21 protein-coding genes and 1 pseudogene are annotated in these 24,883 nt (G+C 64.5%); 10 read left to right on the forward strand and 12 right to left on the reverse strand.

What is annotated here, in order from left to right; genetic code table 11:
- Positions 1-199: 199 nt before the first annotated feature.
- The 5 genes from ycaC to AC07PQ_RS02245 all read right to left on the reverse strand — a co-directional run bounded on the left by ycaC (position 200) and on the right by AC07PQ_RS02245 (position 4,939).
- The gene (gene ycaC, locus AC07PQ_RS02225) at positions 200-826 is read right to left on the reverse strand and encodes an isochorismate family cysteine hydrolase YcaC (protein WP_007924341.1); all 627 of its coding nucleotides are present in this window, start codon (positions 824-826) and stop codon (positions 200-202) included.
- Positions 827-894: 68 nt separating this feature from the next.
- Positions 895-2,733 (reverse strand): amidohydrolase, encoded by a 1,839-nt coding sequence (locus tag AC07PQ_RS02230; protein WP_493184862.1) that lies wholly within the window; start codon positions 2,731-2,733, stop codon positions 895-897.
- A 118-nt stretch (positions 2,734-2,851) separates the two neighbouring features.
- Positions 2,852-3,481 carry an antibiotic biosynthesis monooxygenase gene (locus AC07PQ_RS02235; RefSeq protein ID WP_493184580.1) on the reverse strand — a complete coding sequence of 210 codons (630 nt, stop codon included), beginning with the start codon at positions 3,479-3,481 and terminating at the stop codon, positions 2,852-2,854.
- Positions 3,474-3,890, reverse strand: a complete 417-nt coding sequence (locus tag AC07PQ_RS02240) for a DoxX family protein (protein ID WP_493184579.1) — start codon at positions 3,888-3,890, stop codon at positions 3,474-3,476. The genes AC07PQ_RS02235 and AC07PQ_RS02240 overlap by 8 nt, the downstream gene beginning before the upstream one ends.
- Positions 3,891-4,015: 125 nt before the next feature.
- Positions 4,016-4,939, reverse strand: coding sequence for a LysR family transcriptional regulator (locus AC07PQ_RS02245; protein ID WP_493184578.1), 924 nt, complete (start codon positions 4,937-4,939; stop codon positions 4,016-4,018).
- A gap of 306 nt (positions 4,940-5,245) precedes the next feature.
- Between AC07PQ_RS02245 and AC07PQ_RS02250 the strand changes: the two genes are divergently transcribed.
- Positions 5,246-5,671 carry a helix-turn-helix domain-containing protein gene (locus AC07PQ_RS02250; protein WP_493184577.1) on the forward strand — a complete coding sequence of 142 codons (426 nt, stop codon included), beginning with the start codon at positions 5,246-5,248 and terminating at the stop codon, positions 5,669-5,671.
- A gap of 94 nt (positions 5,672-5,765) precedes the next feature.
- Here the strand turns inward: AC07PQ_RS02250 and AC07PQ_RS02255 are convergent, their stop codons facing one another.
- On the reverse strand, positions 5,766-6,590 hold the full coding sequence (locus tag AC07PQ_RS02255; RefSeq protein ID WP_007924364.1) for an alpha/beta fold hydrolase: 825 nt from the start codon (positions 6,588-6,590) through the stop codon (positions 5,766-5,768).
- 33 nt (positions 6,591-6,623) lie between these two features.
- Positions 6,624-7,199, reverse strand: coding sequence for a flavodoxin family protein (locus AC07PQ_RS02260; protein ID WP_101338332.1), 576 nt, complete (start codon positions 7,197-7,199; stop codon positions 6,624-6,626).
- 389 nt (positions 7,200-7,588) lie between these two features.
- Here AC07PQ_RS02260 and AC07PQ_RS02265 point away from each other — a divergent pair, with 389 nt between their 5' ends.
- Complete coding sequence (locus AC07PQ_RS02265; protein ID WP_493184576.1) at positions 7,589-10,405, forward strand: ATP-binding protein; 2,817 nt, start codon at positions 7,589-7,591, stop codon at positions 10,403-10,405.
- Here the strand turns inward: AC07PQ_RS02265 and AC07PQ_RS02270 are convergent.
- Together AC07PQ_RS02270 and AC07PQ_RS02275 are read right to left on the reverse strand one after the other, a co-directional pair.
- Positions 10,352-11,848, reverse strand: coding sequence for an ATP-binding protein (locus AC07PQ_RS02270; RefSeq protein ID WP_493184575.1), 1,497 nt, complete (start codon positions 11,846-11,848; stop codon positions 10,352-10,354). The two genes, AC07PQ_RS02265 and AC07PQ_RS02270, sit on opposite strands and share 54 nt — an antisense overlap.
- A 152-nt stretch (positions 11,849-12,000) precedes the next feature.
- Positions 12,001-12,951 (reverse strand): GlxA family transcriptional regulator, encoded by a 951-nt coding sequence (locus tag AC07PQ_RS02275; RefSeq protein WP_493184574.1) that lies wholly within the window; start codon positions 12,949-12,951, stop codon positions 12,001-12,003.
- A gap of 222 nt (positions 12,952-13,173) precedes the next feature.
- Between AC07PQ_RS02275 and AC07PQ_RS02280 the strand changes: the two genes are divergently transcribed.
- Entirely contained in the window at positions 13,174-13,896 is a 723-nt protein-coding gene (locus AC07PQ_RS02280; protein WP_493184573.1) for a pirin family protein, read from the forward strand.
- Between the two features lie 210 nt (positions 13,897-14,106).
- On the opposite strand, the gene AC07PQ_RS02285 is transcribed toward AC07PQ_RS02280, so the two are convergent.
- Together AC07PQ_RS02285 and AC07PQ_RS02290 are read right to left on the reverse strand one after the other, a co-directional pair.
- Positions 14,107-14,511 carry a DUF3077 domain-containing protein gene (locus tag AC07PQ_RS02285; protein ID WP_101338336.1) on the reverse strand — a complete coding sequence of 135 codons (405 nt, stop codon included), beginning with the start codon at positions 14,509-14,511 and terminating at the stop codon, positions 14,107-14,109.
- 672 nt (positions 14,512-15,183) lie between these two features.
- Positions 15,184-15,309 (reverse strand): annotated as a pseudogene (locus tag AC07PQ_RS02290) (hydrolase); the annotation flags it as partial.
- A gap of 253 nt (positions 15,310-15,562) precedes the next feature.
- Here AC07PQ_RS02290 and AC07PQ_RS02295 point away from each other — a divergent pair.
- Entirely contained in the window at positions 15,563-16,924 is a 1,362-nt protein-coding gene (locus tag AC07PQ_RS02295; RefSeq protein ID WP_493184572.1) for an OprD family porin, read from the forward strand.
- On the opposite strand, the gene AC07PQ_RS02300 is transcribed toward AC07PQ_RS02295, so the two are convergent.
- Positions 16,894-19,776, reverse strand: coding sequence for an ATP-binding protein (locus tag AC07PQ_RS02300; protein ID WP_493184571.1), 2,883 nt, complete (start codon positions 19,774-19,776; stop codon positions 16,894-16,896). The genes AC07PQ_RS02295 and AC07PQ_RS02300 overlap by 31 nt on opposite strands.
- Positions 19,777-20,083: 307 nt before the next feature.
- Here AC07PQ_RS02300 and AC07PQ_RS02305 point away from each other — a divergent pair, with 307 nt between their 5' ends.
- The 6 genes from AC07PQ_RS02305 to AC07PQ_RS02330 all read left to right on the forward strand — a co-directional run bounded on the left by AC07PQ_RS02305 (position 20,084) and on the right by AC07PQ_RS02330 (position 24,846).
- The gene (locus tag AC07PQ_RS02305; protein ID WP_007924376.1) at positions 20,084-20,602 is read left to right on the forward strand and encodes a MarR family winged helix-turn-helix transcriptional regulator; all 519 of its coding nucleotides are present in this window, start codon (positions 20,084-20,086) and stop codon (positions 20,600-20,602) included.
- A gap of 162 nt (positions 20,603-20,764) precedes the next feature.
- The gene (locus AC07PQ_RS02310) at positions 20,765-21,943 is read left to right on the forward strand and encodes an MFS transporter (RefSeq protein ID WP_493184570.1); all 1,179 of its coding nucleotides are present in this window, start codon (positions 20,765-20,767) and stop codon (positions 21,941-21,943) included.
- Positions 21,944-22,060: 117 nt separating this feature from the next.
- Positions 22,061-22,867, forward strand: a complete 807-nt coding sequence (locus tag AC07PQ_RS02315; protein ID WP_007924378.1) for an AfsA-related hotdog domain-containing protein — start codon at positions 22,061-22,063, stop codon at positions 22,865-22,867.
- A 49-nt stretch (positions 22,868-22,916) separates the two neighbouring features.
- Positions 22,917-23,615, forward strand: coding sequence for an HAD family hydrolase (locus AC07PQ_RS02320; RefSeq protein ID WP_493184569.1), 699 nt, complete (start codon positions 22,917-22,919; stop codon positions 23,613-23,615).
- Positions 23,615-24,181 carry a DUF2165 family protein gene (locus tag AC07PQ_RS02325; protein WP_493184568.1) on the forward strand — a complete coding sequence of 189 codons (567 nt, stop codon included), beginning with the start codon at positions 23,615-23,617 and terminating at the stop codon, positions 24,179-24,181. The genes AC07PQ_RS02320 and AC07PQ_RS02325 overlap by 1 nt, the downstream gene beginning before the upstream one ends.
- A complete protein-coding gene (locus AC07PQ_RS02330) occupies positions 24,178-24,846 on the forward strand; it encodes a hypothetical protein (protein ID WP_493184567.1) in 669 nt (222 codons plus the stop codon). The genes AC07PQ_RS02325 and AC07PQ_RS02330 overlap by 4 nt, the downstream gene beginning before the upstream one ends.
- The last annotated feature ends 37 nt before the right edge of the window (positions 24,847-24,883 follow it).

The raw sequence follows: 24,883 nt of genomic DNA on the forward strand, positions 1-24,883 counted from the left end.
TGCGAGGCTGCGAACGGCAACGCAGTTGCCGCAAAACCTGAGTCCGCGATCTGCCTGGAAAACCACCTCGCCTGGTTTTACGACGGCTGCGCCGCCGATCGCAGGCTACGCCAGCGGCTATAGGGATCGCGGTGTCCGCGAGGCAAAAAAATGCCCGCACAATGGCGGGCATTCATTCGTACCAGCGGTAGCGCAAGGTTTACTTGGCAGTGAACGCCGAGTAGCTGTTCATCAGGTTGCGATAGTTCGGGATACGCTGCGACAGCAGGTTGGCCAGGCCTTCCATGTCGTTGCGCCAGTCGCGCTGCAGCTCGCACGCCACGGAGAACCAGTTGACCAGTTGCGCGCCGGCGGCGGCCATGCGGGCCCAGGCAGCCTGCTGCACCACCTCGTTGAAGGTACCGGAAGCGTCGGTCACGACGAACACGTCAAAACCTTCTTCCAGTGCGCACAGGGTCGGGAACGCCACGCAGACGTCGGTCACCACGCCAGCGATGATCAGTTGCTTGCGGCCGGTGGCCTTGATTGCCTTGACGAAGTCTTCGTTGTCCCAGGCATTGATCTGGCCTGGACGAGCGATGTAGGGCGCATCCGGGAACATCTGTTTCAGCTCGGGCACCAGCGGGCCGTTCGGGCCGGATTCGAAGCTGGTGGTGAGGATGGTCGGCAGTTTGAAGAACTTGGCGCAGTCGGCCAGGGCCAGCACGTTGTTCTTGAACTCGTTCGGCGAGAAATCCTGGACCAGCGAGATCAGGCCGGTCTGGTGATCGACCAGCAGGACAACGGCGTCATTAATGTCCAGACGTTTGTAGGGTACGTTGCTCATGTGAAACTCCTAGGTGGATGGATGTCGCTATGGGCGCCGGCCACTGCGGCCGGCACTGTTGTTGATCGTCAGAAGGCAAAGCACGAGCAGCCGAAGGCGCCCCAGAAACCCTGGAAGTCACTGACCGGCACATTCGACAGGCGCGCCCGCTCGTGGCTGTGGGCATGCACCGCGCACGGGCCGCTGCACTGGTGCACCTGGGCCACCAGCGGCGAGGTCGGACGCCAGTGCCCCGGCACCTTGACCACCGGCGACCAGTCCGGCAGCACCGGCACCATCGGTGGCGAGAGCTTGGAGAAATCGCCGGCGGCGTACACCACCTTGCCGTCGACCACGGTCAGCACCGACTCGATCCACTTGATGGCCTCTTCCTCGACGCTGAAGAAGTCCGCAGACAGCGCCGCCAGGTCCGCCAGCTGGCCGACCTTGATCTGGCCCTTCTTGCCCTGCTCCGAGGAGAACCAGGCGCTGCCATGGGTGAACAGTTCCAGCGCGGTCTGCCGCGGCAGGCCTTCGGCATGCAGCTCCATGCCGCCCACGGTCTTGCCGCTGACCATCCAGTACAGGGACGTCCAGGGGTTGTAGCTGGAGACCCGGGTAGCATCGGTGCCGGCGCCCACCGGCACGCCTTCGGCCAGCATGCGTTTGATCGGCGGGGTCTGTTCGGCGGCCTTGGCGCCGTAGCGATCGACAAAGTATTCGCCCTGGAACGCCATGCGGTCCTGGATCGCGATGCCGCCACCCAGCGCCCTCACCCGCTCGATGTTTTTCGGCGTGATGGTTTCGGCGTGGTCGAAGAACCACGGCAGGCCATTGAACGGAATGTCGCGGTTGACCTTCTCGAACACGTCGAGCATGCGCGAGATCGACTCGTCGTAGGTGGCGTGCAGGCGGAACGGCCAGCGCTGTTCCACCAGATGGCGCACCACCGGTTCCAGCTCCTGTTCCATGGTCTGCGGCAGGTCCGGACGCGGTTCGAGGAAGTCCTCGAAGTCGGCGGCGGAGAACACCAGCATTTCCCCGGCGCCGTTATGGCGCAGGAAGTCGTCGCCCTGGTGCAGCTTGACGCTGCCGGTCCAGTTCTTGAAGTCGGTGAGTTCTTCCTTGGGCTTCTGGGTGAACAGGTTGTAGGCAATGCGCACCGTCAACTGCTGCTCCCGGGCCAGTTGCTCGATCACCGCGTAGTCGTCCGGGTAGTTCTGGAAACCGCCGCCGGCATCGATGGCGCTGGTCAGGCCCAGGCGATTGAGTTCACGCATGAACTGGCGGGTCGAGTTGACCTGGTATTCCAACGGCAGCTTCGGCCCCTTGGCCAGGGTCGAATAGAGAATCATCGCGTTCGGCCGCGCCACCAGCATGCCGGTGGGCTCGCCGTTGCTGTCGCGCACGATCTCGCCACCCGGCGGGTTCGGTGTGTTGCGGGTGTAGCCGGCGACCCGCAAGGCTGCGCGGTTGAGCAAGGCGCGGTCGTACAGGTGCAGGACGAACACCGGGGTGTCCGGCGCCGCCTGGTTGAGCTCTTCCAGGGTCGGCATGCGTTTTTCGGCGAACTGGAACTCGTTCCAGCCGCCCACCACCCGCACCCACTGCGGGGTTGGCGTGCGGTCGGCCTGGTCCTTGAGCATGCGCAGGGCGTCGGCCAGCGACGGCACGCCTTCCCAGCGCAGCTCCAGGTTGTAGTTCAGGCCACCGCGGATCAGGTGCAGGTGCGAGTCGTTGAGGCCGGGGATCACCGTGCGGCCCTTGAGGTCGATGACCTGGGTGGCGCTGCCGCGCAGGGCCATGGCCTCGGCATCGGTGCCCACCGCGACGAAGCGCCCCTGGCTGATGGCGACCGCGCTGGCGCGGGGCTTCCCGCGGTCGACGGTGTGGAATTGACCATTGAACAGAATCAGATCGGCGTTCATCGGATGTCCTTCTGAATGGGAAGAGGCAAGGGACAGGCGCGGCCAGAAAGCCGCCGCGGCGCTGAGCAAGGACCCGGCTGCGAGCAAGTGGCGGCGCAGCGGATCGGTCGGGTCATCGTTATTGGCCATGGCCGGGCTCCAGGTGTCGATCGGCGACAGAGGCTTGCAACCAGGGGGCGAACAGCCGGGTCGCCAGGGGCATGAACAGATAGACCACCGAGAGCACGATGGTCAGGGTGATCAGGAAAGTGGCGACCACGTAATTGCCAAGCCAGGCATTCAGTTGCAGCACAGGCCCCCAGATCAGCGGCACCAGCAGGGTGTGCGGCAGAATTACCAGCATAGTCAACAGCGCCTGCTTCCAGCGTGGCGGTGGCGAAGCGGCGTCGGTCTGGATAGAAAACCAGAACTCATGGACCGGGTGGACTTCGGTCTGGTCGCCGTCGGCCAGCATCGGCGCGGCTTCGTCCACCAGCGTCCGGCGTTGCGGCGAGTCGAGCCAGCGCTGCATCGCCTCGGTGGAGCAAAAGCGCAGCACGCAGGTGAACAGGTCGAGGCCGCCGCTCTTGCCGCGAATCACGTCCACGCCCAGGTGCCCCTCGTATTGCCCGGCCACCCCGACAATGCGCCGCAACCAGGCTTCATAGGGCGCTTCCAGGCCAGCCTTGACCCGGTGCTTGACGATCAGCGTCACGACCTCATCGGAGTCCGGCCGCGCAGTGGCTTCGAGGCGATTGGGATCAGACATAACGCAAGGCTCCGGCGAAACGATCATTGAGGGCCAGCCGTCCCGGGCCAGCGATAAAAATGCTGCTGAACAGGATCAACAGCAGCCAGGCGAACTGGCCTTCGGCCAGGCTCCACTGCGGATGCACCACCACCAGCGCCACCAGCAGCACCGCGAGGATCGGCAGGCAGGCAAGGCGTACCAGCACCCCGGCAACAATCAGCAACGGGCACAGCACCTCGGCGAAAATCGCCAGCATCAGCGTCAGGTTGGCGCCCAGCCGGAACGGGTCTTCGATGCGTTGCAGTTGCGCGCTGTAGTCGAGCAGTTTCGGCAGGCCGTGCACCCACAGCAGAAACAGCCCGGCGCTGACCCGCAAAAACAACAGCCCGAGATCCCGGGCTCGTTCATCCCATGGTGAAGCGTTCATTGGCGCACCCGCACAATTTGAAAATCCCCGGCATCGCCGCCGAGATTGCATGGTGCCGCTGCGCGGTCGGGAAAAATTGAATGTATGTGCTCTCTTGCCGCAGGGTCCGGAGCGACCGCCCGCGCCTAGGCGCCGTGGATCTTCAAGGGCTCGGACATGAACTGGGCAATCCGCGAGCGCAACCAGCGCTCGGCCGGATCGTTGTCATGCACCCCGCTCCAGGCCATGGACAGCTGCGCCGCCTCGATGGCGAACGGCGGGTCCTCGGCGCGCAAGGCGCAGCCTTCGACCAGGGCACAGGCCGCGTAGTCAGGCACGGTGGCGATCATCTCGGTGCCGGCGAGCAAGGCCCGCAGACCGCTGAACTGCGGCACCCCCAACACCACCCGGCGGCTGCGCCCGACCTTGGCCAGGTCGAGGTCGATATTGCCGCTCAGGTCGCCGGAGAACGACACCATGGCGTGGGGCCGCCGGCAGTATTCATCGAGGGTCAAGGGTTCGGGCCGGTTGTCGCCGCGCAGCACCTTGCAGCCGATGTCCCGCAGCTTCTTGCGCTTGGCATTGGCCGGCAACTCGGTGGTGTAGCTGACCCCGACCGAGATCTCGCCGGAGGCCAGCAAGGCCGGCATCAACAGATAGTTGGCCCGGCGCACCACCACGACTATGCCCGGGGCCTCCTCGCGCAACCGGCTCAACAACGGCGGAAACAGACCGAACTCGGCATCGTCCGACAGGCCGATGCGGAACAGGTCGCAGCTGGTCGCCGGGTCGAACTCCTTGGCTCGGCTGACCGCGCCCGAGATCGCATCCATCGCCGGTTGCAGCTCCTTGAGGATCACCAGCGCCCGGGCCGTCGGCTCCATGCCGCGACCGTTGCGCAACAGCAGCGGATCGTCGAACAGGTTGCGCAGGCGGCCCAGCGCGGCGCTCACCGCGGGCTGGCCCATGAACAGTTTTTCGGCGACCCGGGTCAGGTTCTTTTCGAACATCAGGGCCTCGAAAATCACCAGCAGGTTCATGTCGATGCGGCGCAGATCGTTACGGTTCATCGGTGCAGTTCCATTGTCTTGTCAGCCCTGTACGAACTATCCAGCGGTAGGCCGCCCCGGCTTGCGGCTTGCGGCTTGCGGCTTGCGGGAGCATGCACGCCTGTCCCACGGAAAAATTGCAGCCATGTGCTCAGTTGCCGCGAATACGTGACCTGCGACTGAGCGGAATTAACAACGTTTAACTCGCAAGCCCACCGCCCCGCCACCAAGATTGAAGCCCTCTGCGCAGACCTGTTTTCTAAATCGGGAAGCGCCCGGCTCACCCCGCGGTGCGCCGGCGCATGCCCACCGACACGGAATTTCGTCATGGCCCACGCTCAGCACAACGCCGTCAGGGCGTCCGTCCCGCAACCCCGAAAAACCACCCCTGGCGGCCTTTCTCCCTGGCGCGAAAGCCTGGTCAAGCAAATGATCCTCGACGGCCTGAGCGACACCCTGGAAGTCACCGAACTCGCCCGCGCCTGCGCCCTGTCCCGCAGCCATTTCTCCCGCGCCTTCAAGTGCAGCACCGGCCTGTCGCCCCAGGAATGGATTCGCTGCCAGCGCATCGCCCGGGCCAAGCAACTGATCCGCAACACCGACCTGACCCTGACGCAGATCAGCCTGGAATGCGGCTTCTGCGACCAGGCGCATTTCTGCCACATCTTCACCCACAGCGAAGGCATCAATCCGTTCGCCTGGCGGTGCCGGGTCCTGGGCGCCCGCCCCTGCCTCAACCAGGCGAACGCATAAGGCCGCGGCACGCTCGATAGCCGACAATAAAAAACGCCGGGGGGTAAAACCTCCCGGCGTTTTTTCATGGGTAAGGCGCGGGTCGCCGGGCGATTCAGGCCTCGATGAACGCCAGCAGGTCGGCGTTGAGCTGATCCTTGTGGGTGTCGGTCAGGCCATGGGGCGCGCCGGGGTAGACCAGCAGCTTCGCATCCTTGACCAGCCTGGCCGAGGCGATGCCGGCGGCTTCGATCGGCACGATCTGGTCGGCGTCGCCGTGCACCACCAGGGTCGGCACGTCGAACTTCTTCAGGTCTTCGGTGAAGTCGGTTTCGGAGAAGGCCTTGATGCAGTCATAAGCGTTCTTGTGGCCCGCCGTCATGCCCTGCATCCAGAACCAGTCGATCATGCCCTGGGACGGCTTGGCGCCAGGCTGGTTGAAACCGAAGAACGGCCCGCTGGCGACGTCCTTGTACAGCTGCGAACGGTCGGCCAGGGACGCTTCGCGCAGGCCGTCGAAGACCTCGATCGGCAGGCCGCCGGGGTTGGCCGCGGTCCTGAGCATCAGCGGCGGCACCGCGGAAATCAGCCCGGCCTTGGCGACCCGCGCCGTGCCGTGACGACCGATGTAGCGCGCCACTTCGCCACCGCCGGTGGAGAAGCCGAACAGCACCGCGTCTTGCAGGTCCAGGTGTTCGAGCAACTGCGCCAGGTCGTCGGCGTAGGTGTCCATCTCGTTGCCCGACCAGGGCTGGCTGGAACGGCCATGCCCGCGGCGGTCATGGGCGATGACCCGGTAGCCCCTGGATGCCAGGAAGATCATCTGCGCCTCCCAGCTGTCGGCATTCAGCGGCCAGCCATGGCTGAAGACGATGGGTTGGCCGCTGCCCCAGTCCTTGTAATAGATCTCGGTACCGTCGCGGGTGGTGAATGTGCTCATGGCGTTTTTGCTCCTTCAGGGGGGGTGGGTGACTCAAATCGATGAATGGCCCAGGCGCTCGGCCAGGCGCGCCACCCGCTCGCCCAGGTGCGCGGCGGTGCGGCGGTCTTCCAGGGGCGGCGCGTGTTCGGGGGACTGTTCGACATTCGACTGGGCCATGGCGCCCAGGGAACTGCCGAGGCGATTCAACTGGCCATCGAATACCCCGCGGCTGGAGCGCGCCGGCAGCAGGTCGAGGCCGACCCAGATCATCGAGTGCTGGGCCGCGAAGACCGCCATCTGCACCAGGGTGTTGAGCTTGTCGCCACACAGGCAACCGGAATTGGTGAAGCCGGCGGCGAGCTTGTCGCGCCAGGGCTGGGCCAGGTAGAACGCCGCGGTGGCCTCCATGAACCCCTTGAACGGCGCCGAGGCGCTGCCCATGTAGGTCGGCGCGCCGAAGATGATGGCGTCGGCCTGGTGCAGGCACTCCCACTGCTCGTGCACCGCCTCCACCGGAATCAGCCGGCAGGCGCTGCCCAGGTGACTCTCCACCCCCTGGGCCACGGCTTCGGCCATGACCCGGGTATGGCCATAGCCACTGTGATAGACCACCACCACCTTGCTCATTCCGGCATCCTCCAGAGGTGTTCATCCCTTTTTTCTTCGCGTGGCACGCACAACCGTCCCTTCGATTGGCCAAGGTGACGGCCTCGAGTTTTGGGCATAGAGCGCAGGCAGGACGAGTTAAACGTTGTTAATTTTCAATGGCGCGGGCACCGCCCCTGCTTGCTCGTCGCCAAGGCCGCGGTCAATGAATACAGGCGCCATCGCCGGCAAGAAGATTGCTGCGGCCAATGCAGTCGATGCACGCTCATCCGCGCCGCGTTGCGTTGTTCGGGAAACCTGAGGAACATGCTCGAAAACCGCGGGATAGAAGGCCGTGCCCTTCGTCCGCCCTTCCCGCCCAGGTGCAACGGGAAGCACTAGAAAAAGACCACAGCAGCAGGAGTGAGCCGTTGACCCTAGCCCCCGAACAGGCCGTGCATTTCGGCCCCTACCGGATCTACCCCGGGCAACGCCTGATCCTGGAAGCCGAGCGGCCCTTGCGCCTGGGCCGCCGCTCCATGGACATCCTGCTGATCCTGCTGGAGCACGCCGGCGAAGTGGTCAGCAAGCAGCAACTGATCGCCCGGGTCTGGCCCAGGAGCGTGGTCGAAGACACCAACCTGCGGGTGCACATGGCGGCGCTGCGCAAGGCCCTGGGCGACGGCCAGGCCGGCCAGCGCTATATCGTCACCGTGGCCCAGCGCGGCTACAGCTTCGTCGCGCCCTTCTCCCTGGAGCCGTTCGCCCCCGAGCGCTTCGAGCAAGGCCCCAAAGCCCCTTCGGCCGAGCCGGGCGGGCATAACCTGCCGGTGCGCCGCACCCGCCTGATCGGGCGCCAGGCCCTGGTGGACAATGTGATGACGCAACTGGCGCGCCAGCGCTTCATCACCCTGGTCGGCCCCGGCGGCATCGGCAAGACCACCGTGGCCCTGCGGGTCGCCGAACAGCTGATCGGCCAGTACCGGGACGGCATCCGCCTGCTGGACCTGGCCCCGCTCAACGACCCACGGATGATCACCAGCCACCTGGCGACCCTGCTCGACCTGGCGCTGCACGACGACGAACCGCTGGCCAGCCTGGCGAACTTCCTGCGCGAGCGGCAGATGCTGCTGGTGATCGACAACTGCGAGCACCTGCTCGACGCCATCGCGCCGCTCTGCGAAAGCATCCTGCGCGCTGCACCACAAGTGCATGTCCTGGCCACCAGCCGCGAGAGCCTGCGGGCCGAGGGCGAATTCGTGCAACGCCTGGAGTCCCTGGATTGCCCACCGCCCATCGCGGTGCTGGACCGCGCCCAGGCCCTGACTTTCTCGGCCCTGCAATTGTTCGTCGAGCGGGCGATGGCCAGCCACGACAGCTTCGAACTGAGCCAGGACGAACTGCCCCTGGCGATCGATATCTGCCGGCGCCTGGACGGCATTCCCCTGGCCATCGAACTGGCCGCCGCCCAGGTCGGCAACCTGGGGCTCGCGGGCTTGCTCAGCCAGTTGCACGGCAGTTTCCGCCTGCTGACCCAGGGCTGCCAGGTCACCCCGGGCCGTCATCAGACCCTGCGCGCCACCCTGGACTGGAGCTTCGAACTGCTCAGCGCCTGCGAGCAGGCCTGCCTGCGCCGGCTGGGCGTATTCAGGGGCGGCTTCACCCTGCCATCGGCCGCGGCGGTGATCGTCGACGCGCACATCGAAGCCAGCGCGGTTTTTACCGCGATCACCCAGTTGGTGGCCAAGTCCCTGCTGAACGTGGAGGTCGGCGACGAGGAAGTGTTCTATCGCCTGCTGGACACCACCCGCAGCTATGCCCTGGAAAAACTCGAGCAGGCCGCCGAACTGCCGGCTACCCGCAGGCGCCACGCCGAGCGTTGCCTGGCCTTGATGCATCAGGCCCGGGATGACTGGGAGCAGACGCCCTCGACGCTGTGGGTCGAGCGGCACGCCCGCAGCCTGGAAGACATCCGCGCGGCACTCGACTGGGGCTTGAATGCCCAGGGTCCGCAACAGCTGGCGATCCACCTGGCCGCGGCCTCCGCACCGCTGTGGCAGGAGCTGTCGCTGCTCAAGGAACACGGCGGCTATGTGCGCCAGGCCCTGGCCCTGCTTCATACGGCGGGCGAGGCCTGCCCGCGCCTGACCCAGGCCCTCAAGCTGGCCCTCGGCAGCGCCTGCTACCACACCCAGGGCAGCAGTACCGAGGCCATCGAGGCCTTCGTCGCGGCCAGGGCCCTGGCCGAAAGCACCGACGATGTGGCCGCCCAGCTCAAGGCGGTGTCCGGGCACATGGCGGTCAACCTCAGTTGCGGTCACTACCAACTGGCCCTGGAGCAAAGCCGGCAGTTCGACCACCTGGCGCGGCGCGGCGCCGGCCCGACCGCGATGTCCCTCAGCACCCAGCGCCTGCAGGTGCTGGCCCTGCACTTTGCCGGCGACCAACCACGGGCCCGGGACCAGGCCGAGCAAGTCATCCAGCTGATGGCCCAGAGCGGCAATCTGAGCCGCTTCACCCGCGGCTTTGGCGTGCAGTACGACCAGAGCGTCGCCGCCCTGACGATCCTGGCGCGGATCCTCTGGCTGCAAGGCCATCCGGAACAGGCCTGGCGCACCGCGCGCCAGGCCCTGGACATCGCCCTGCAGATCAACCACGGCACCTCTATCTGCTACACCCTGGCCCTGGCCGGCTGCCTGATCGCCCACTACAACGGCGACGCCGCGACCGCCCGCGAACTCCTGCGCCTGCTGCTGGAGCAGGCGCAGAAGCATTCGGTGCTGCTGTTCTACACCTGGGGCCGGCACTATGCGCAGGTCATCGAAGGCGCCCCGGAGTTCTCGCCGCCGCAATCCGGCACCGGGCTGATCGGCGAAATCATGGTGACCCTGGACGGCGCTTTCATCGACAACGCCTTGCTGCAACGGGCCGAAAGCGGCACCGCGGGCTGGAGCACGGCGGAGATCCTGCGCACCCGGGCCGAGGCGCTGCTGACCGACAATGCGCCTGACGCCGCCGAAGCGGTGCTGCACCAGGCGTTGGCAGTGGCCAGGGCCCAGGGCGCGCTGACCTGGGAATTGCGCAGCGCCACCTCGCTGGCCCGGCTCTGGCAGCGCCAGGGCCAGGCCCGGCGCGCCCATGAGCTGCTCGAACCGCTCTACGCCCGCTTCACCGAAGGTTTTGCCACGCCGGACCTAACCCGCGTCCGGGAGCTGCTCGATGAGCTGCAACGACAGGTGCCTGACTGACAGCCAGCGGGCCTTGCCGATGGCGTGGGCATGCCGCCTTTCGAACACCCGCAATTGCCCGCTGTGTTCCAGCTTCTGCAGCGCGTAGGCGCGGGTAGTGTTGAGAAAGCGGTAATGCGTCGTGCCCTGGCCGGGCTCCACCACCAGCAGCGATTTGCGCGCCAGTTGCGCCATCACCTCGGCCACGCACTCGGGCCGCAGCACCGCACAGCTGATGACGTCGGTGGCGGCCTGCACGGTGAAGGCCATGTCGAACACCGCCAGGCGCTGCAACAGGCTTTGCTCCAGCGGGCTCAGCCGCTGATAGCTCCAGTCCAGGGCGGACTCGAGCGTCCGATGCCGGGCCACGGCGGTGCGCCGGCCCTGGGTCAGCAATTGAAAGCAGTTGTCCAGCTGCGCTTGCAGCCCCACCAGCGCCAGCGCATCGATCTGCGCCGCCGCCAGCTCGATGGCCAATGGCAAGCCATCGAGCCGCCGACAGATTTCGCGCACCGCGGCCAGGTCCTGTTCCCGCAAGGCAAAGCCTTGCTGGCGGGCCCGGGCACGGCTGACCAACAGCTGCACCGCCGAATGGCTCATGACTTCCGCCACGCTGTGCAACGACGAAGCTGGCGGCACCGACAAGGCCGCCAGGCCATGCACCGTCTCCCCCGAAACCCGCAGCGGTTCGCGGCTGGTGGCCAGGATCGACAGCCGTGGCGCCGAGGCCAGCAACGGCTCAACCACGGCCCGGCAGCGTTCGAGCAGATGCTCGCAATTGTCCAGCACCAGCAAGGCATGCCGGGTTGCCAGCGCCTCCAGGCCGGCGTCCAGTTCGAGGCTGTGCCTGAGGTGCTCGACCAATTGCGCCGGGTTGTCGATGCTCGCCAGGTCGATAAACCACACGCCGTCGCGGTAGTGCTGCAACAGCAGCTCGGCGACCTGCAGCGCGACCGTGGTCTTGCCGATCCCCGCCGGACCGACCAGGGTCATGAACCGGCGCACCGGCAACTGCCGGACCAGGCTGCCGACCACCGGGTCGCGACCGATGACCGGGGTCAGCCGTGCCGGCAGGTTGTGCTGGGGCTTGTGCAGGCTTGCCAGCGCGACCGGCTCCCCTTGCGCCTCACGCCGCACCGGGGCGGTGAAGCAGTAACCGCGCTGCGGAATGTTGACGATGTAGCCTTGCCCGTCCTGGCCCTCGCCGAGGGCGCGGCGCAGGGCGGCGATGTGCACGCGCAGGTTGATGTCCTCGACCACCGAGTTCGGCCAGACACGAGCGATCAATTCGTCCTTGCCCACCACCTGGCCGGCGCGCTCGACCAGCACCCGCAGGATGTCCAGGGCACGCCCGCCCATGCGCAACGGCCGGTCGCCGTCCAGGACCAGCCGCTGCCGCAGGTGGAAGGCGTAGGGGCCGAACCGCAGCAGTCCGTCGCCGTTCAAATCTCTGATGCTGTTCATACGCATCCACATGCTGGAAACCTGGCCGGCGCCAGGCTCCCGCACCTCCTTTACCAAGGGTTCCCCGGTATCTTGGCAGGCACCGATGACGGTACAACCGCCCTGGAGGGAGCGTCACGGCCATCGCGGTGCGCCAGACGGACAAGCCGGCGCTAGCTGAACTGTTCGCGGTACTGGGTGGGGGTCAGGCCGAGCTTTTCGCTGAACAGGAAGCGCATGTGCCGCACACTGCCGAAGCCGCTTTTGTAGGCCACGGTCTTGAGCGGCAGGTCGCTGCTCTCCAACAGGTTCCGCGCCCGATCGATCCGTGCGCTTTGCAGGAACTCCATGGGTGTCATGTTCACTTCCCGGGCAAACACCCGGGCGAAATGCCGCGAACTCATGTTCGCCAGGCTGGCCATGCGCTCGATGCTGAAGGCTTCGTCCAGGCGTTCGAGCACATGGTTCTGCACCCGGGTCACCGGCGTCTCCTGCGGCGCCACCGTGGCCATCAACGGGCTGAACTGCGCCTGCCCGCCCTGGCGCTTCATCACCACCAGCAACACCTTGGCCACGTCCTGGGCGACTTTCTTGCCGTGGTCCCGGGCGACCACCGCCAGCGCCAGGTCGATGCCGGCGGTGACCCCGCCCGAGGTGATCAGGTTGCGATCCTCGACAAAGATCTGGTCGGTCTCCACCGTCGCCTCGGGGAAGGCCCGGATCAGGCGTTCCGTGTAGTGCCAGTGGGTCGTCACCCGATACCCGTCGAGCAAACCGGCGTGCCCGAGGATAAAGGCCCCGGTGCAGATCGAGCCATAGACCGCCGAGCGGCGCACGGCCGCCGCCAGCCAGTCGAGCAAGGGTCGGTGCTTTTCGTTGTAGGCCCCCGGCCCCCCGGGCACCAGCAGCAAGTCATAGCTGTCGCGCGCCTGATCGATATGCAGATCGGCCTGCACCTTGACGCCGTTGGAAGCGCGCAACGCGCCGTGCTCGGTGCCGATCGTCGAGAGCTGGTAATGGTCCTTCGGCTCCAGATAACGGTTGGCGATGGAAAACACCTCCATGGGCCCGGCCATGTCGAGCAGGAGAAAGTCTGGAAACAACACCATTGCCACGGTTTTCATGGGTAAATATCACTGATATCAAAGGGTTGGAAGCATAACGCCGACCCTGGACATTATGCCCGGACGGCGCGCGCTCATCGGGCAAGAATACGTGATTCATCGCACAAAATTGTCAACCTGAACCGGACAGTATTTCAGTTTCCATCTACTTATTGCGCCGCAGGGTAAACATTAGCCTTCTCCTCAACCGGACGAATTCCCGTTCCGACAGGAGATTCCCTCATGCTGACCCTTCGCAAAGCCTCTGATCGCGGCGCCGCCAACCACGGTTGGTTGAAGTCGTTCCACACCTTTTCCTTCGCCAACTATCGCAACCCGCGGGAACAGGGTTTTTCCGACCTGCTGGTGATCAACGACGACCGGGTCGCCGCCGGCAAAGGCTTCGGCCAACACCCGCACCGGGACATGGAGATTTTCTCCTATGTGCTCGAAGGCGCCCTGGAACACAAGGACACCCTGGGCACCGGTTCGGTGATCCGCCCTGGCGACGTGCAACTGATGAGCGCCGGCAGCGGCGTGGCGCACAGCGAGTACAACCACTCGGCCACCCAGCCGGTGCACTTCCTGCAGATATGGATCGTGCCGGATGTCAGCGGCGCCAAGCCGCGTTACCAGCAAGAGCATTTCAGCCCGCGGCAAAAGCGCGGCCGCCTGCAACTGATCATCTCCCCCGAGGGGGCCGACGGCTCGCTGCAGGTGCGCCAGGATGCGCGGGTGTATGCCGGGCTGATCGACGGCCAGGAAAGCGCCACCCTCAAGCTCGACGCCAACCGCTACGCCTACGTGCATGTGGCCCGCGGCTCGGTCGACCTCAACGGCCTGCTCTTGCAGGAAGGCGATGGCGTGCGGGTGCGCCAGGAGCAGGCGCTGACCTTGAGCAACGGCGTAGATGCCGAAGTGCTGGTGTTCGATCTGCGTGCGCAGGAACTGCCGGAAATGCCGTGACCGGCACCGGCCCGGGGGCTTGCGTCCCCGGGCCTTTTTTCGACGTTGACAGGCGCCCAGGGGCCGGTGGAAGCCCTCGACCGCAGCGGCTGACAGCCGCTAGCGCCTATTCGTTCGCTTCAACCAGCCTGACCGAGTTGCACAAGGGGCGTTCGCCTTTTTCCCCTGCCCCTCTGCGGCCGTTCGACGGGTGTGCGATGCCCTCCCGCCTCAAAACGTCTGCGCTGCTCCCTGCCTTCGCGCCCCATCCAGCAACGCATCCACCACCGCCCGCGCCATCTCCACCGAATGAATCATCGACCAGATCAAGCCCCGCTCGATGCCGCTGGCACTGGTGATCTCATCCGCCGTCTCCTCGGCGCACTTGAGCAACAACGACACATGCAACAACGCCTCCTCGGCGCTGACGCCAGGGCGAACGGCGAATAGCGGACGGCCGTTGCCGTCATGACAACCGAACGTGCTGCTGCCGGTTTCCTGCAAGGCACGGTGCAAAGGCTCACCCTCAACGCGACTTTCCAGTGCCTGAAGAAGGGTTTGATTGGGAATTTCCAGCTGAACTATTTGTTCGCGGCTGGGCGAAAGAATGGGCGGATCGGGGACGATCTTTTTCATGACGCGGCTCCTTCTTTGATGAAGACCGCCAGCATCACTTGCAGATGATGGGTGGCGGCTACGTGCAGGTCTGCAAGACCGGGAAGAAGAAGCAAACCCGGCAGACCCGAAAGTCTCCCGCACGCAGCCACCATAAATCGAGCTGACATCTCAACGATTCCGTGTGTGCGTCTAGCGCTTCTTGCTTGTTCAGGCTTGCAGTCCCGATCGCTGATTTTGCAGCGACCGGGGCAGCCTAGCCCCGAACATTCAACAGGCACAAGACGCCAAAACCACACAAATGTAACCCGGCAATTCTCTCGGAAATGCCCTACAAATCAAAGAGAAAAGCCGCTCAAGCCACGAGCTTTTTTCGCGAGCGAACTTGCGCCTGCAAGGGAATGTACAACGTAAGAACGCACCGCTTCCTGTAGCCGCTGCCGCAGGCTGCGATAAGGCCGAAGGCCTTCAACGATCTCAAGATCCAACGCCCGCTACGTCGGAATGCCGCCCAGATCGATCGCAGCCTGCGGCAGCGGCTACAGGGTACGGGAAAGCTCGCATCCGAGCGCCAGGTGCCCGCTCAGCCCTGGCCGACACTGCCGAGCCATACGCCGAACGGGGTCGCGCTGCCCTGCAACTCGCCACGAGGGACCGGCCAGGCTCACCAGGACGCCGGCGATGGCCAGGCAAGATCTTCGCCGCCTTGGCCAGGCCCACGGTGTTGTTCTTCAGGGTCTGGCGGTCGATCGACTGCACACCGAAGGACATCTGCGGCTGGTGGTCGATCAGGATCAGGGCGGAGTTGCTTAGAATCATCGATTCCAAAACAGGGACAATTCAAAAGCTACCGCACAGCCCACAACGAACCGCACCTGCCGCCTACCGGCCCCCGCGCATGGCCGAATGCAGCACAGCCGTACAATCCCCGCGCCCTGTAATAGGCAACCATGCTTCGCCTCGATCCGATGGCCACGCCGAGCGGACGCAGGCAGGCCAAAGGTGTGCCGGCAGCTGCCGGAACCGCGACCAACCGCGTCCTGGGCCACCCACCTTGACGCGGGAAATCAGCATGCTGCTTGCCTCCAAACACCTCACCGCCCCAGGGCCGATGCACATCCGCCTGAAGCCGCTGTGGCTGCTCGCCTTGCTCAGCCGCGGCGCCCCGGCGCTGGCGGCACAGAGCAGCGCACAGGACACCCCCGGTTTCCTTGAGGGGGCGAGCCTTGAAGTGCTCAGCCGCAACTTCTACCTCAACAACGACTATCGCTCCCCGACCCCAGCCGGCAAGAGCTACCAGCAGGAATGGGCCCAGGGCTTCATCGCCTCGTTCGCGTCCGGCTTCACCCCCGGCCCCCTCGGCGTGGGGGTCGATGCCCACGGTTTCCTGGGCTTGAAACTGGACGGTGGCAAGGGGCATTCCGGGACGGGCCTGTTGCCGCTGGATCATGACGGGCGCAGCGAAGGCAGCTATTCCAGCGCCGGCGGCGCGCTGAAGTTCAAGGCTTCGCGGACCACCCTGGCGCTCGGTGAAATGACCGTGGCGACCCCGGTATTCGACACCGCCGACAAACGCCTGCAACCGGAATACGCCAGTGGCCTGCTGCTCTCCAGCCGGGAACTCGAAGGGCTCGACCTGCAGGCCGGTCACTTCAACGCCTTCAAGAACCAGGACGCCTCGACCGCCAAGGGCGACTTTTCCGGCTACGGGGCAACCACCCGCCACGCCAGCATCGACTTTATCGGCGCCGACCTGTTCACCGGCCAGGCGCTGGGCGGCGCCCTCTACGCCTCGGAGCTGAGCGACACCTGGCGCCAGTACTACGCCAACCTGCATGCCAGCCTTGGCCAGTGGTTCCTCGACGGCAACCTGTACCGCACCCGCGACCAGGGCCAGGCCGCGGCCGGCGCCATCGACACCACGGCCTACAGCCTCTCCGGCAAGTACCGGATCGACGCCCAGGCGTTCACCCTGGCCTATCAGAAAGTCCACGGCGACACGCCCTTCGACTTTGTCGGCGGCGACTCCATCTACCTCGCCAACTCGATCAAGTACGCCGACTTCAACGGCCCCGGCGAACGCTCCTGGCAGGCGCGCTACGACCTCGACCTGGGCGCCCTGGGCATTCCCGGCCTGAGCTTCATGGCCCGCTATGTGAGCGGTCGCGGCATCGACGGCGGCCACGCGCCCCAAGGCGGCGCCTACAACCCCTTCGATCCCGCCAGCGGCACCTACAGCCCGCAACAGGGCCGGGGCGGACGCCACTGGGAACGCGACCTGGACCTGCACTACATCGTGCAATCGGGCCCGGCCAAGGACCTGTCGCTGCAACTGTCCCACGTCAGCCACCGGGCCAACGCCGCCCAGGCCGGCGACGACATCGACCGGCTGTACCTCGTCATTCAGTACCCGCTCAAGCTCGGGCCGTTCTGATCCTGCGCGGTAGACGCGATAGCCTGCCGCAGCGTTTCAAGGGTTGCAGGCTTGAACAAGACCTGGTCCATCCCGGCGGCCATGCAGCGCTCCACCGCACTCGCCTCAATGCTGGCCGTCAGGGCAATGATGCGACAGCGTGGCAGGCCGCTGTGGGACTCCTCCCAGCGGATCCGCCTGGCGAGTTCGAAGCCGTCCATTCTGGGCATCATGCCGTCCGTGAGCACGATGTCGAAGTCCGCGCTCAGCCAGCGCTTGAAGGCTTCCTGCCCGTCTTCCGCAACCACGACTCGATGCCCCAGGGTCTCAAGCTGGGTGTTGAGGGTGACGCGATTGAAGGCGTTATCTTCGGCCAGCAAGATGGACAATGGCTGCACTTGGGCAGAAACGGGCTGGGCCTGCTGCGCAGCTTCGCCCTCGACAGCGGCTGGAGGGTCGCAGATGGGCAGGCTCAATTCGAGGCTGAAGCACGACCCTTTGCCAGGTTCGCTACGCGGGTTGAGCGTGCCCCCCATCAGTTGCACCAGGCGGCGGCTGATGTTCAGTCCCAGGCCGCTTCCGGACATCTGTTCAGTGCCTGGTACGCCCACCTGGGAGAAGGGTTTGAACAGCTTGCCCATGTCTTCGGCACAAATGCCGATGCCCGTATCGATGACATCGAGGTCCAGGCACAAGCTGTCCCCCTCACGGCGGGTGCGGGCCTGCAGGGTGACGCCGCCGCGCTCGGTGAACTTGATGGCGTTGCTGAGCAGGTTGAACAGCACCTGCTTGAAATGCAGCGGGTCCAGCAGCACCCATGCCTGCAGGTCGCCTTCCACATTGACGTCCAGGGTGAGGCCTTTTTGTCGCGCCATGCCCGCCACTACCGAGACGACGCCTTCAATCTGGTGTTTGATGAGCACCGGCTCAGGAAACGAATCGATCTTTCCGGACTCGATGCGAGCAATATCCAGCACATTGCCCAGCAGCAACAGCAGCCCCTGGGCCGCGTCCTGGGCCACAGACAGGGATACGCTGTCGGCCTCCCCCTGTTTCGCTCTGCGCAGGGCGAGTTCCTGCAGGCCGATGATCGCGTTCAGCGGCGTGCGTATCTCATGGCTCATCGTCGACAGGAAGACGCTCTTGGCCTGGTTGGCGGCCTCGGCCCGTTCCTCGGCCGCCCGGGTCCTGCGGACCTGGCGTCGCAGGTAGAAGGCCCAGATCAGCGAGATGGCGATCAGGATCGCGAAGAGGCTGCCCAGCTGGAGAATCTTGTCGCGATGGTCACGCCAGAAGTCGCTCCCGCCCCTAGAGAAACGCGGCGCCCAGGCTTTGACTATTTCCGCGACCTCTTCAGGCGCGATTGCCAGCTGCGCCTTCTCCAGGATGCTGCGCAACTCCGGCTGGTTCTTCGCCACCCCGATGCCGATGGGCGTGGAGGTGCTTTGCAGGATTCCGGTGACCTGGATGCGATTGTCGAAGTACTGGGCCGACAAATAGCGGCCGGTGTAGTCGCTGCTCAGGTACACCTCGTTCTGCCCCGAATCGACCGAGCGCATGGCCTCGAGGAACGTGGGGTACACCTTGAGCTGAATCTCCGGATAATCACGTCTTATGGTATCGATGAAAAAGTAGCCTTCACCCGTCGCCAGCGTCTTCCCATTCAGATCGGCAAGCCCGGTGAAACGCCTGCCGGCGCGGCGGCCAGCACTGGCTGCGGTCATCAGCACGGTGGAGCTGCGCAGGTACGGCGGCAAGACATCCAGTGGCGTCTCGAACAGCTCGGACTGAGGCATGGCCGGGGTCAACAGCGCGCGCCCCTCGGCGATGAGCTTGTTGGTTTCAAGGGTGTTTGGCGTGCCCAGGTAGGAGAACTTCAGGCCGCTGCGCTGGCTGATCAACTCCAGGTAGTCGCGGCCAATGCCGGTGACGTCGCGGTCCCGTCCCAGCTCGCCCAGCGCCCCAAGCGAGTAATTGATGGCCACGGGTACCTGCGGGTGGCTGTCCAGCCAGCGCTGTTCCGCGGGCGCCAGCTTCACCCGCGCTTCGTCGATGCTCAAGCGGCGGCCGGCGCTCCAACTGCGCAGGATATCGTCCCCATAGCGCCTGGATATCCCGGGGATCGCCCGGTCGATGATGCCCTTCAGCGGCTCGTCGCCCGGGCGCAGAAGGAAACGGAAACCCTGGCTGTCGACAGGAGCGAAGTTGTCGATGCGCAGGCCCAACAGATAATGGGTTTGCATCAAGTAATGCGAGGACAGCGCATCCCCCAACACCGCGTCGACATCCCCCAGTACCAGCGCTTCGAGCGCGCGCTGGGGCGAATCGAAAAGCTCGACCTTGCTATGGGGATAGACCTCTTGTACCGCCTGTTGCGGAAGATAGCCGACGGTCATTCCCAGAACGCTACCGGCCTGGCCGGGATCGAAGGGCTGGGCCTGCGACGTCACCAGCACCGGCCGGTCGGGCAGGTAAGCCTCGCTGAGCAGCAGGCCATTTTCCCCGCCTTCGACATCGCTGCCCGCGCCCAGCAGGTCGATCTCGCCACTGCGCAAGGCCGCCAGCGCGGATGCCCGCGACGAGTAGGCGCGCACCTTGAGCGGCCGCTCGAACATCAGGGCCAGATAGTCGGCGGTGATGCCCTGGTAGCGGTCGCCATAGAGCACTGACAGGGGCGGATAATCGAGACGCACGACCCCCACCGTGAGCGGCCCCCGCCCTTCCAGCCACTGCCCCGCCCTGGGGTCCAGCCAGGGGTGGCTGCTGGTGGTCATCCGACCGGACAACGCGATGTCTTGCGCGTGAGCCGGAAATATCGGTGAAAGAAAACCCAGCAACAGAATGCCAATAGCTGCGAGGGACCTCAGTAGCATGGGGAACCTTCCTTGAGGTACTTGCGGGATTTGCGGCAGATGGCGATTCGCAGGCGGTCACTGCGGCGCGGTCGAAAATGTCGTGAACTCAATTGCAACTCTAGGTCTTGGCGGCTTTGCCGACGGCAAATAGCCCATCCTAGACCATCAAAGGCAGGGGCTGACAGACGAATACCGCACAATGAGTACGACTGTTTCTTGCCCCTCCATGATTTATCTGAATTGGTCAGCCCAATTAGCGTTGGCTTGACATCCCGACGACTCGGTCACCAACATGCAGCCGACTACACAGCCATGCACAGATACCATGTTCGAACTGAAAGACCTGCCTTCGCGCGAAACCCTCGAGCACTTCGGCAAGCTCTATGACAACCCCGATGTCGAAGGGCTCTATACCTGGCTGGTATGGGCGTCGGCGACGGATGAAATGCTCTCGGCGTTTAATGCCAACCTCGCGCACGAGAATCTTGCCCAAACACCCTTCTTCGTCCTGCTGCTGCTCAAGCGTAACCCCGGGGGGCTCTCGATCGGCGCGCTGGCTGATGGGGTAGCCGTGGCTTCGCAGACGATGACGCGCGCCATCAAGCAGATGGAAGCTGCCGGTCTTTGTACGAAACATCCGGACCCGGACGATGGGCGCTACTGGATCGTCCGGCTGACCCCGGAGGGCGACAGCACCCTTGGCCGGGTGCTACCCAAACACTACGAGTGGGTCGCCAAGTTCATGAGCCACTTCAAAGACGATGAGCGCGAGCTTCTGGTGAAGCTGATGATGAGGGTGGCCCCTGCCCTGCGGACAATGCGCCTGGAAACGGAACTCGGCTGATCGGCCGAGTCTTTTAAAAATCATGTAGCACGCTACACAGCAACCTACAGAAAATTAAACCTTGGGCGGCTCCCTCGCGTCGCGGCCAGTAACGCCGCGACTTCAATGCCCTGGCGCCTCTATTGATCGAGATATGTAGCAATGCACACATCTACACAGGATATGGCTCAACAACCCACAGCGACTTTGCTGGTGCAGATGGTGTTCTGCGCGCTCGCCGTGGTCTCTCTCTTGTATATCCCGGTGCCTATCCTGCCCCTTTTGGCACAGGCCTATCAGTTGCCGCAGGAACAGGCTGGCCTCGCACTGGGCGCCTTCGGGTTCGCATACGCCACGGGTTTTCTGGTGTTCGGGCCTTTGTCCGATCGCCTTGGCCGCAGGACGGTCATGGTCGGCGGCCTGGTGCTGCTGGCCATCATCACGCTGGGGCTCGCATGGGCGCAGACGCCGACCCTGTTCATCTGCGGCCGGGCATTGCAGGGATTCGCCGCCGCCTCCTTCCCGCCCGTGGCCCTCGCCTACTTGTCCGAGCGCGGTACCCCCAAGCAACGTGTGTGGGGGGTGGCCTGGATGAGTACGGCGTTCCTGTCGGCAGGTTTGCTCGGGCAGATCTACGGCAGTCTCGTTGCGGGGCGTTGGGGCCTGGGTTACGCCCTCATGCCACTGGTGGTGATCTATGCCGCGACCGCGTTGCGCCTGGCCACAGTCCCGGAAGGAGCTCGAGCGGTACGTCCGATGGGCTCGATGTGGGAAGGATATCGCCCCATCTTCACCTTGCTCGGTAACCCGGCCCTGCGCCGTGTCTATCTGCCCGCACTCCTGCTGCTGATGTCATTCGTCGCCTTTTACATAGGACTGGATATGCACCTGGGTGAGCTCATCGAAAGCCAGGGCATCAGCAGAATGCAAGCACGTGGCGTGGCGTTGCCGGCGTTTCTCGCGCCACTGCTCGCTGCCAAATTGATTGGTCGCTGGGGAGCCAAGCGGGTCGCGACCACGGGGCTTGGCGTCGCGGCGTTTGGACTGGTGCTCTGTGCAAGCGCCGGTCAAGAACACATTCCCCTGCTGCTGGTAGCCAGTGTCGTTTATGTCGCGGGAGTGGCCATCAGTGTCCCCGGACTGATCGCTCGAATCGCCGCGGCGGCATCGCCCGATGTTCGTGGCCTGGCAGTGTCCTTCTACACCTTCGTGCTCTTTGTCGGGGCGAGCCTTGGACCGTGGCTGGCAAACATCAGTCGTGCCTGGCAGGTGGAATCTTTTCTTCTGGTACTCGCAGCGGGGCTCGGCGCTGCAGCGTTGTACAGCGCTGCACGGGTAGATGACAGCTCCCGTGTGCGCTAGTCGAGCGGCCCTGGTTTCCACGCAGGACGTCAGTGGGAAGCGGGTCTGTTTTTGTAGTAATCCGGTATCGGCCAAACGACCTGCCGAAGGCCCCGGGTATAGAAAGGGAATCCATTGATGGGTATCTACGTTGTAGTTGCAAACCAGTTCGAAGACTTCGCAAGGCATGAAAACGTGATGTCCTACAGCACGCTGCTGCTGGTGCTAAAGACACCGGGACCATCCGTGCTGAGAGGTTGCAAGGTCGTTGCCGGGCAGGGGCTTGGCCGCAAGGAAATTCAGCATGCCTATCGCATGGCGATCGCCAGCGGGCATGCCGATGAATTCGATCATTGGGACCTGTGGACGGGCGCTGAGCTGGCGGGCCAGGAGCTCGCCCACAAGCGCCAGCGCAAGAACGTGCTGATCTCCGTTCCGGAGAGGAACGAGGAAGGCCTCTATACCGCCAGCCTCCTGCTCCATGCCGAAAACGAGCTGATGCTCGACCACCTCACTGGACAGCATGTGCAAGGCATGGTGCTGCTCGAAGCGTGCCGCCAGATGTTCCTGGCGGTGACGGAGCGCTTCCATCTGGACGACTACAAACCGCATAAACGCTACTTCGTCCTCAACGAGATGAATGTCCGCTACACCGCCTTCGCCTTCCCGCTGCCGGCGCAGATCCGCTATCGCTTGATCGACCTGAAGCAACCACGCCCCGACCGCGTCGAAGTGCAGGCGACGATGGAGGTCTGGCAGGGCGAACAATCCGTCACTGGGGTGGATGTCAAGTTCTGCGTCATGGATGCCGAGCGCCTCGGTCTGCGCGAGGCCACGCTCGCCTCGCGCGCCCTGTCCTCACAAGTCGACACCTTGCGCCGCCGCTTGCGCATGACCCCGCACCCGCATGCGCAGTTGATGACCGAGCCGATTCCCACGCTTTGATCCCATCGCCCGCTTGCACCCAGGTGCAAGCGCCTTTCGAGTAATCGTAATGACAGCACGAAGAATCGCTTTCTTCGACGTCGATGAAACCCTCATCGATCTCAAGAGCATGTTCAGTTTCCGAGCGTTCTACTTTCGCTGGCTATGGGGAGAGGAACGTGGCGGTGAGGCGGAAGTTGCCGCTGCCAAACGTATCGATGAGTACGTCAGGAAAGGTTTCGATCGCTCTGCCATCAACACGCTGTTCTACGAAGACTTCCGCGATCACCAGCCCGACCTGGTGGCCGAGGCGGCCCTGGCCTGGTACGTACAGGAAAGGGCGCGCTCGGAATTCTTCATCCTTCCAGTTCTGCGGGCACTTCAGGAGCACCAGGGCAACGGAGACATCGTCGCCTTCGTTTCGGGTTCGGCCGTGGAGTTTCTGGCTCCACTGGCAGCGGAGCTGGGTGTGCCCCATGTCCTGGCAAATCGGCTGGAAACGCGCGATGGGCGCTTTACGGGCCAGCTCATCCCGCCGCAAACCATTGGCCTGGGCAAACAGCAAGCTGCCTTGCGCCTGATGGATACGCTCAGCGTCGATCCAGCCGACTGCTATGGGTACGGCGATCACCTGACGGACCTCCCCCTCCTGATGAGCGTCGGGAATCCTACGGTAGTGGCGGGCGACCCGGCCCTGGTCAGGCATGCGGAGCAACGTGACTGGCCCATCCTCTACCCCGACGCGTCCCTGCATCGAGGAGAACCATGATGTCGTTTCACCCGTTCTCTTTCAGCCGCCTGGCGGTGGTGGCCAGCCTTGCCCTCTGGTTGAGCATCGCCGTACTCAACAACCTCACCGACCCGGAAACCAACCGTTTCCATATCGGCAACACGCTTTCCATGGCGTTGCTGGAAGAAGAGGAACTGCTGGGCGCGGCCCTACGCTGGCGCGCCTGGCCAGCGCACTGGGCCGAAACAGCGCTGTACGCGGTGGCAGGCATCCAGATCGTCGTTTCGATGCTGCTCTGGTATGCGGCATTCGCCTACGCCAAGGCTTGGCGCCTGGGCAGTCGTACCGCGCTGGACGTCGCCCGCAACCGCGCCGTCGTCGCCCTGACCTGCTTCCTGTTGCTGTGGTTCGGCTTCATCTGCGGAGGCCTGTGGTTCGGCTACTGGCTGAAGCAGGGCGCCATTCAATCGGTGCACATGACGCTGATTCTGATAGGCCTGGTGGCACTGCTCTTCGTTCAAGGCGAGCCCCAATCATGGCCAGCTGTACAGCCCGCAGCCCCTGCCACGCCTGGCAGTCAACCACTCGAAAGGAGCCTTCCATGAACTCGCCGGTTCGCACCGCAAGCATTGCCCTCGCCATGGCTCTGGCAGCGATCACTGCCACCGCAAACACCGATTCGCCCAAGGAGAAACCTGCCATGAACCAGCCCGCCACCCGCCCGATCGCAGTGCCTTCCATCTACCAGGAGTCCGCTCGTCGCCAGGTGACTGTCGACGGCGAGCAAGCGCTACTCACCCGCTACGTGCGCAGCGATGGCCGCAACTCAGGACTGGATGGCGAACACTTCAGCACCGTGGTTTCGGACACCGGCGTGCTCAAGGGCTTCGCCAATATGTCGCTGGACCTGGTCGGCAAGCCACTGCCGTCGCGCGAACGCTCCGAGGAAATTGCCAGGCTGTTTCTCGAGCAGCATGCCCCCGACCTGATCGAGCGTATGAAGATCAGCTGGATCGAACCCCACGATGAACCGTTGAAGGTTACGCGCGACGGCCACGAAGAGGTCGTGACCTTGAGCGGCATGAAAGTGAAGGCACGCAATCTGGCCGACGGTCGCTGGTTCTGGATCATCGTCGGCAGCGACGGGAAGCCCATGGTGTTCGAACGCGACATCGTCTGGATCACCTTCCCCGGCAAGCGCCAGACCGAGAAATGGCTGCATGACAGCTGGCTGGCAAAGCAACCAGGCGCTTGGGCCCAGTCGCTCTGACGCCGCCGTCAAGGCCAGGTGAACCATCTTTGGGAGT

Source organism: Pseudomonas sp. GW821-FHT09E12, assembly GCF_059416085.1.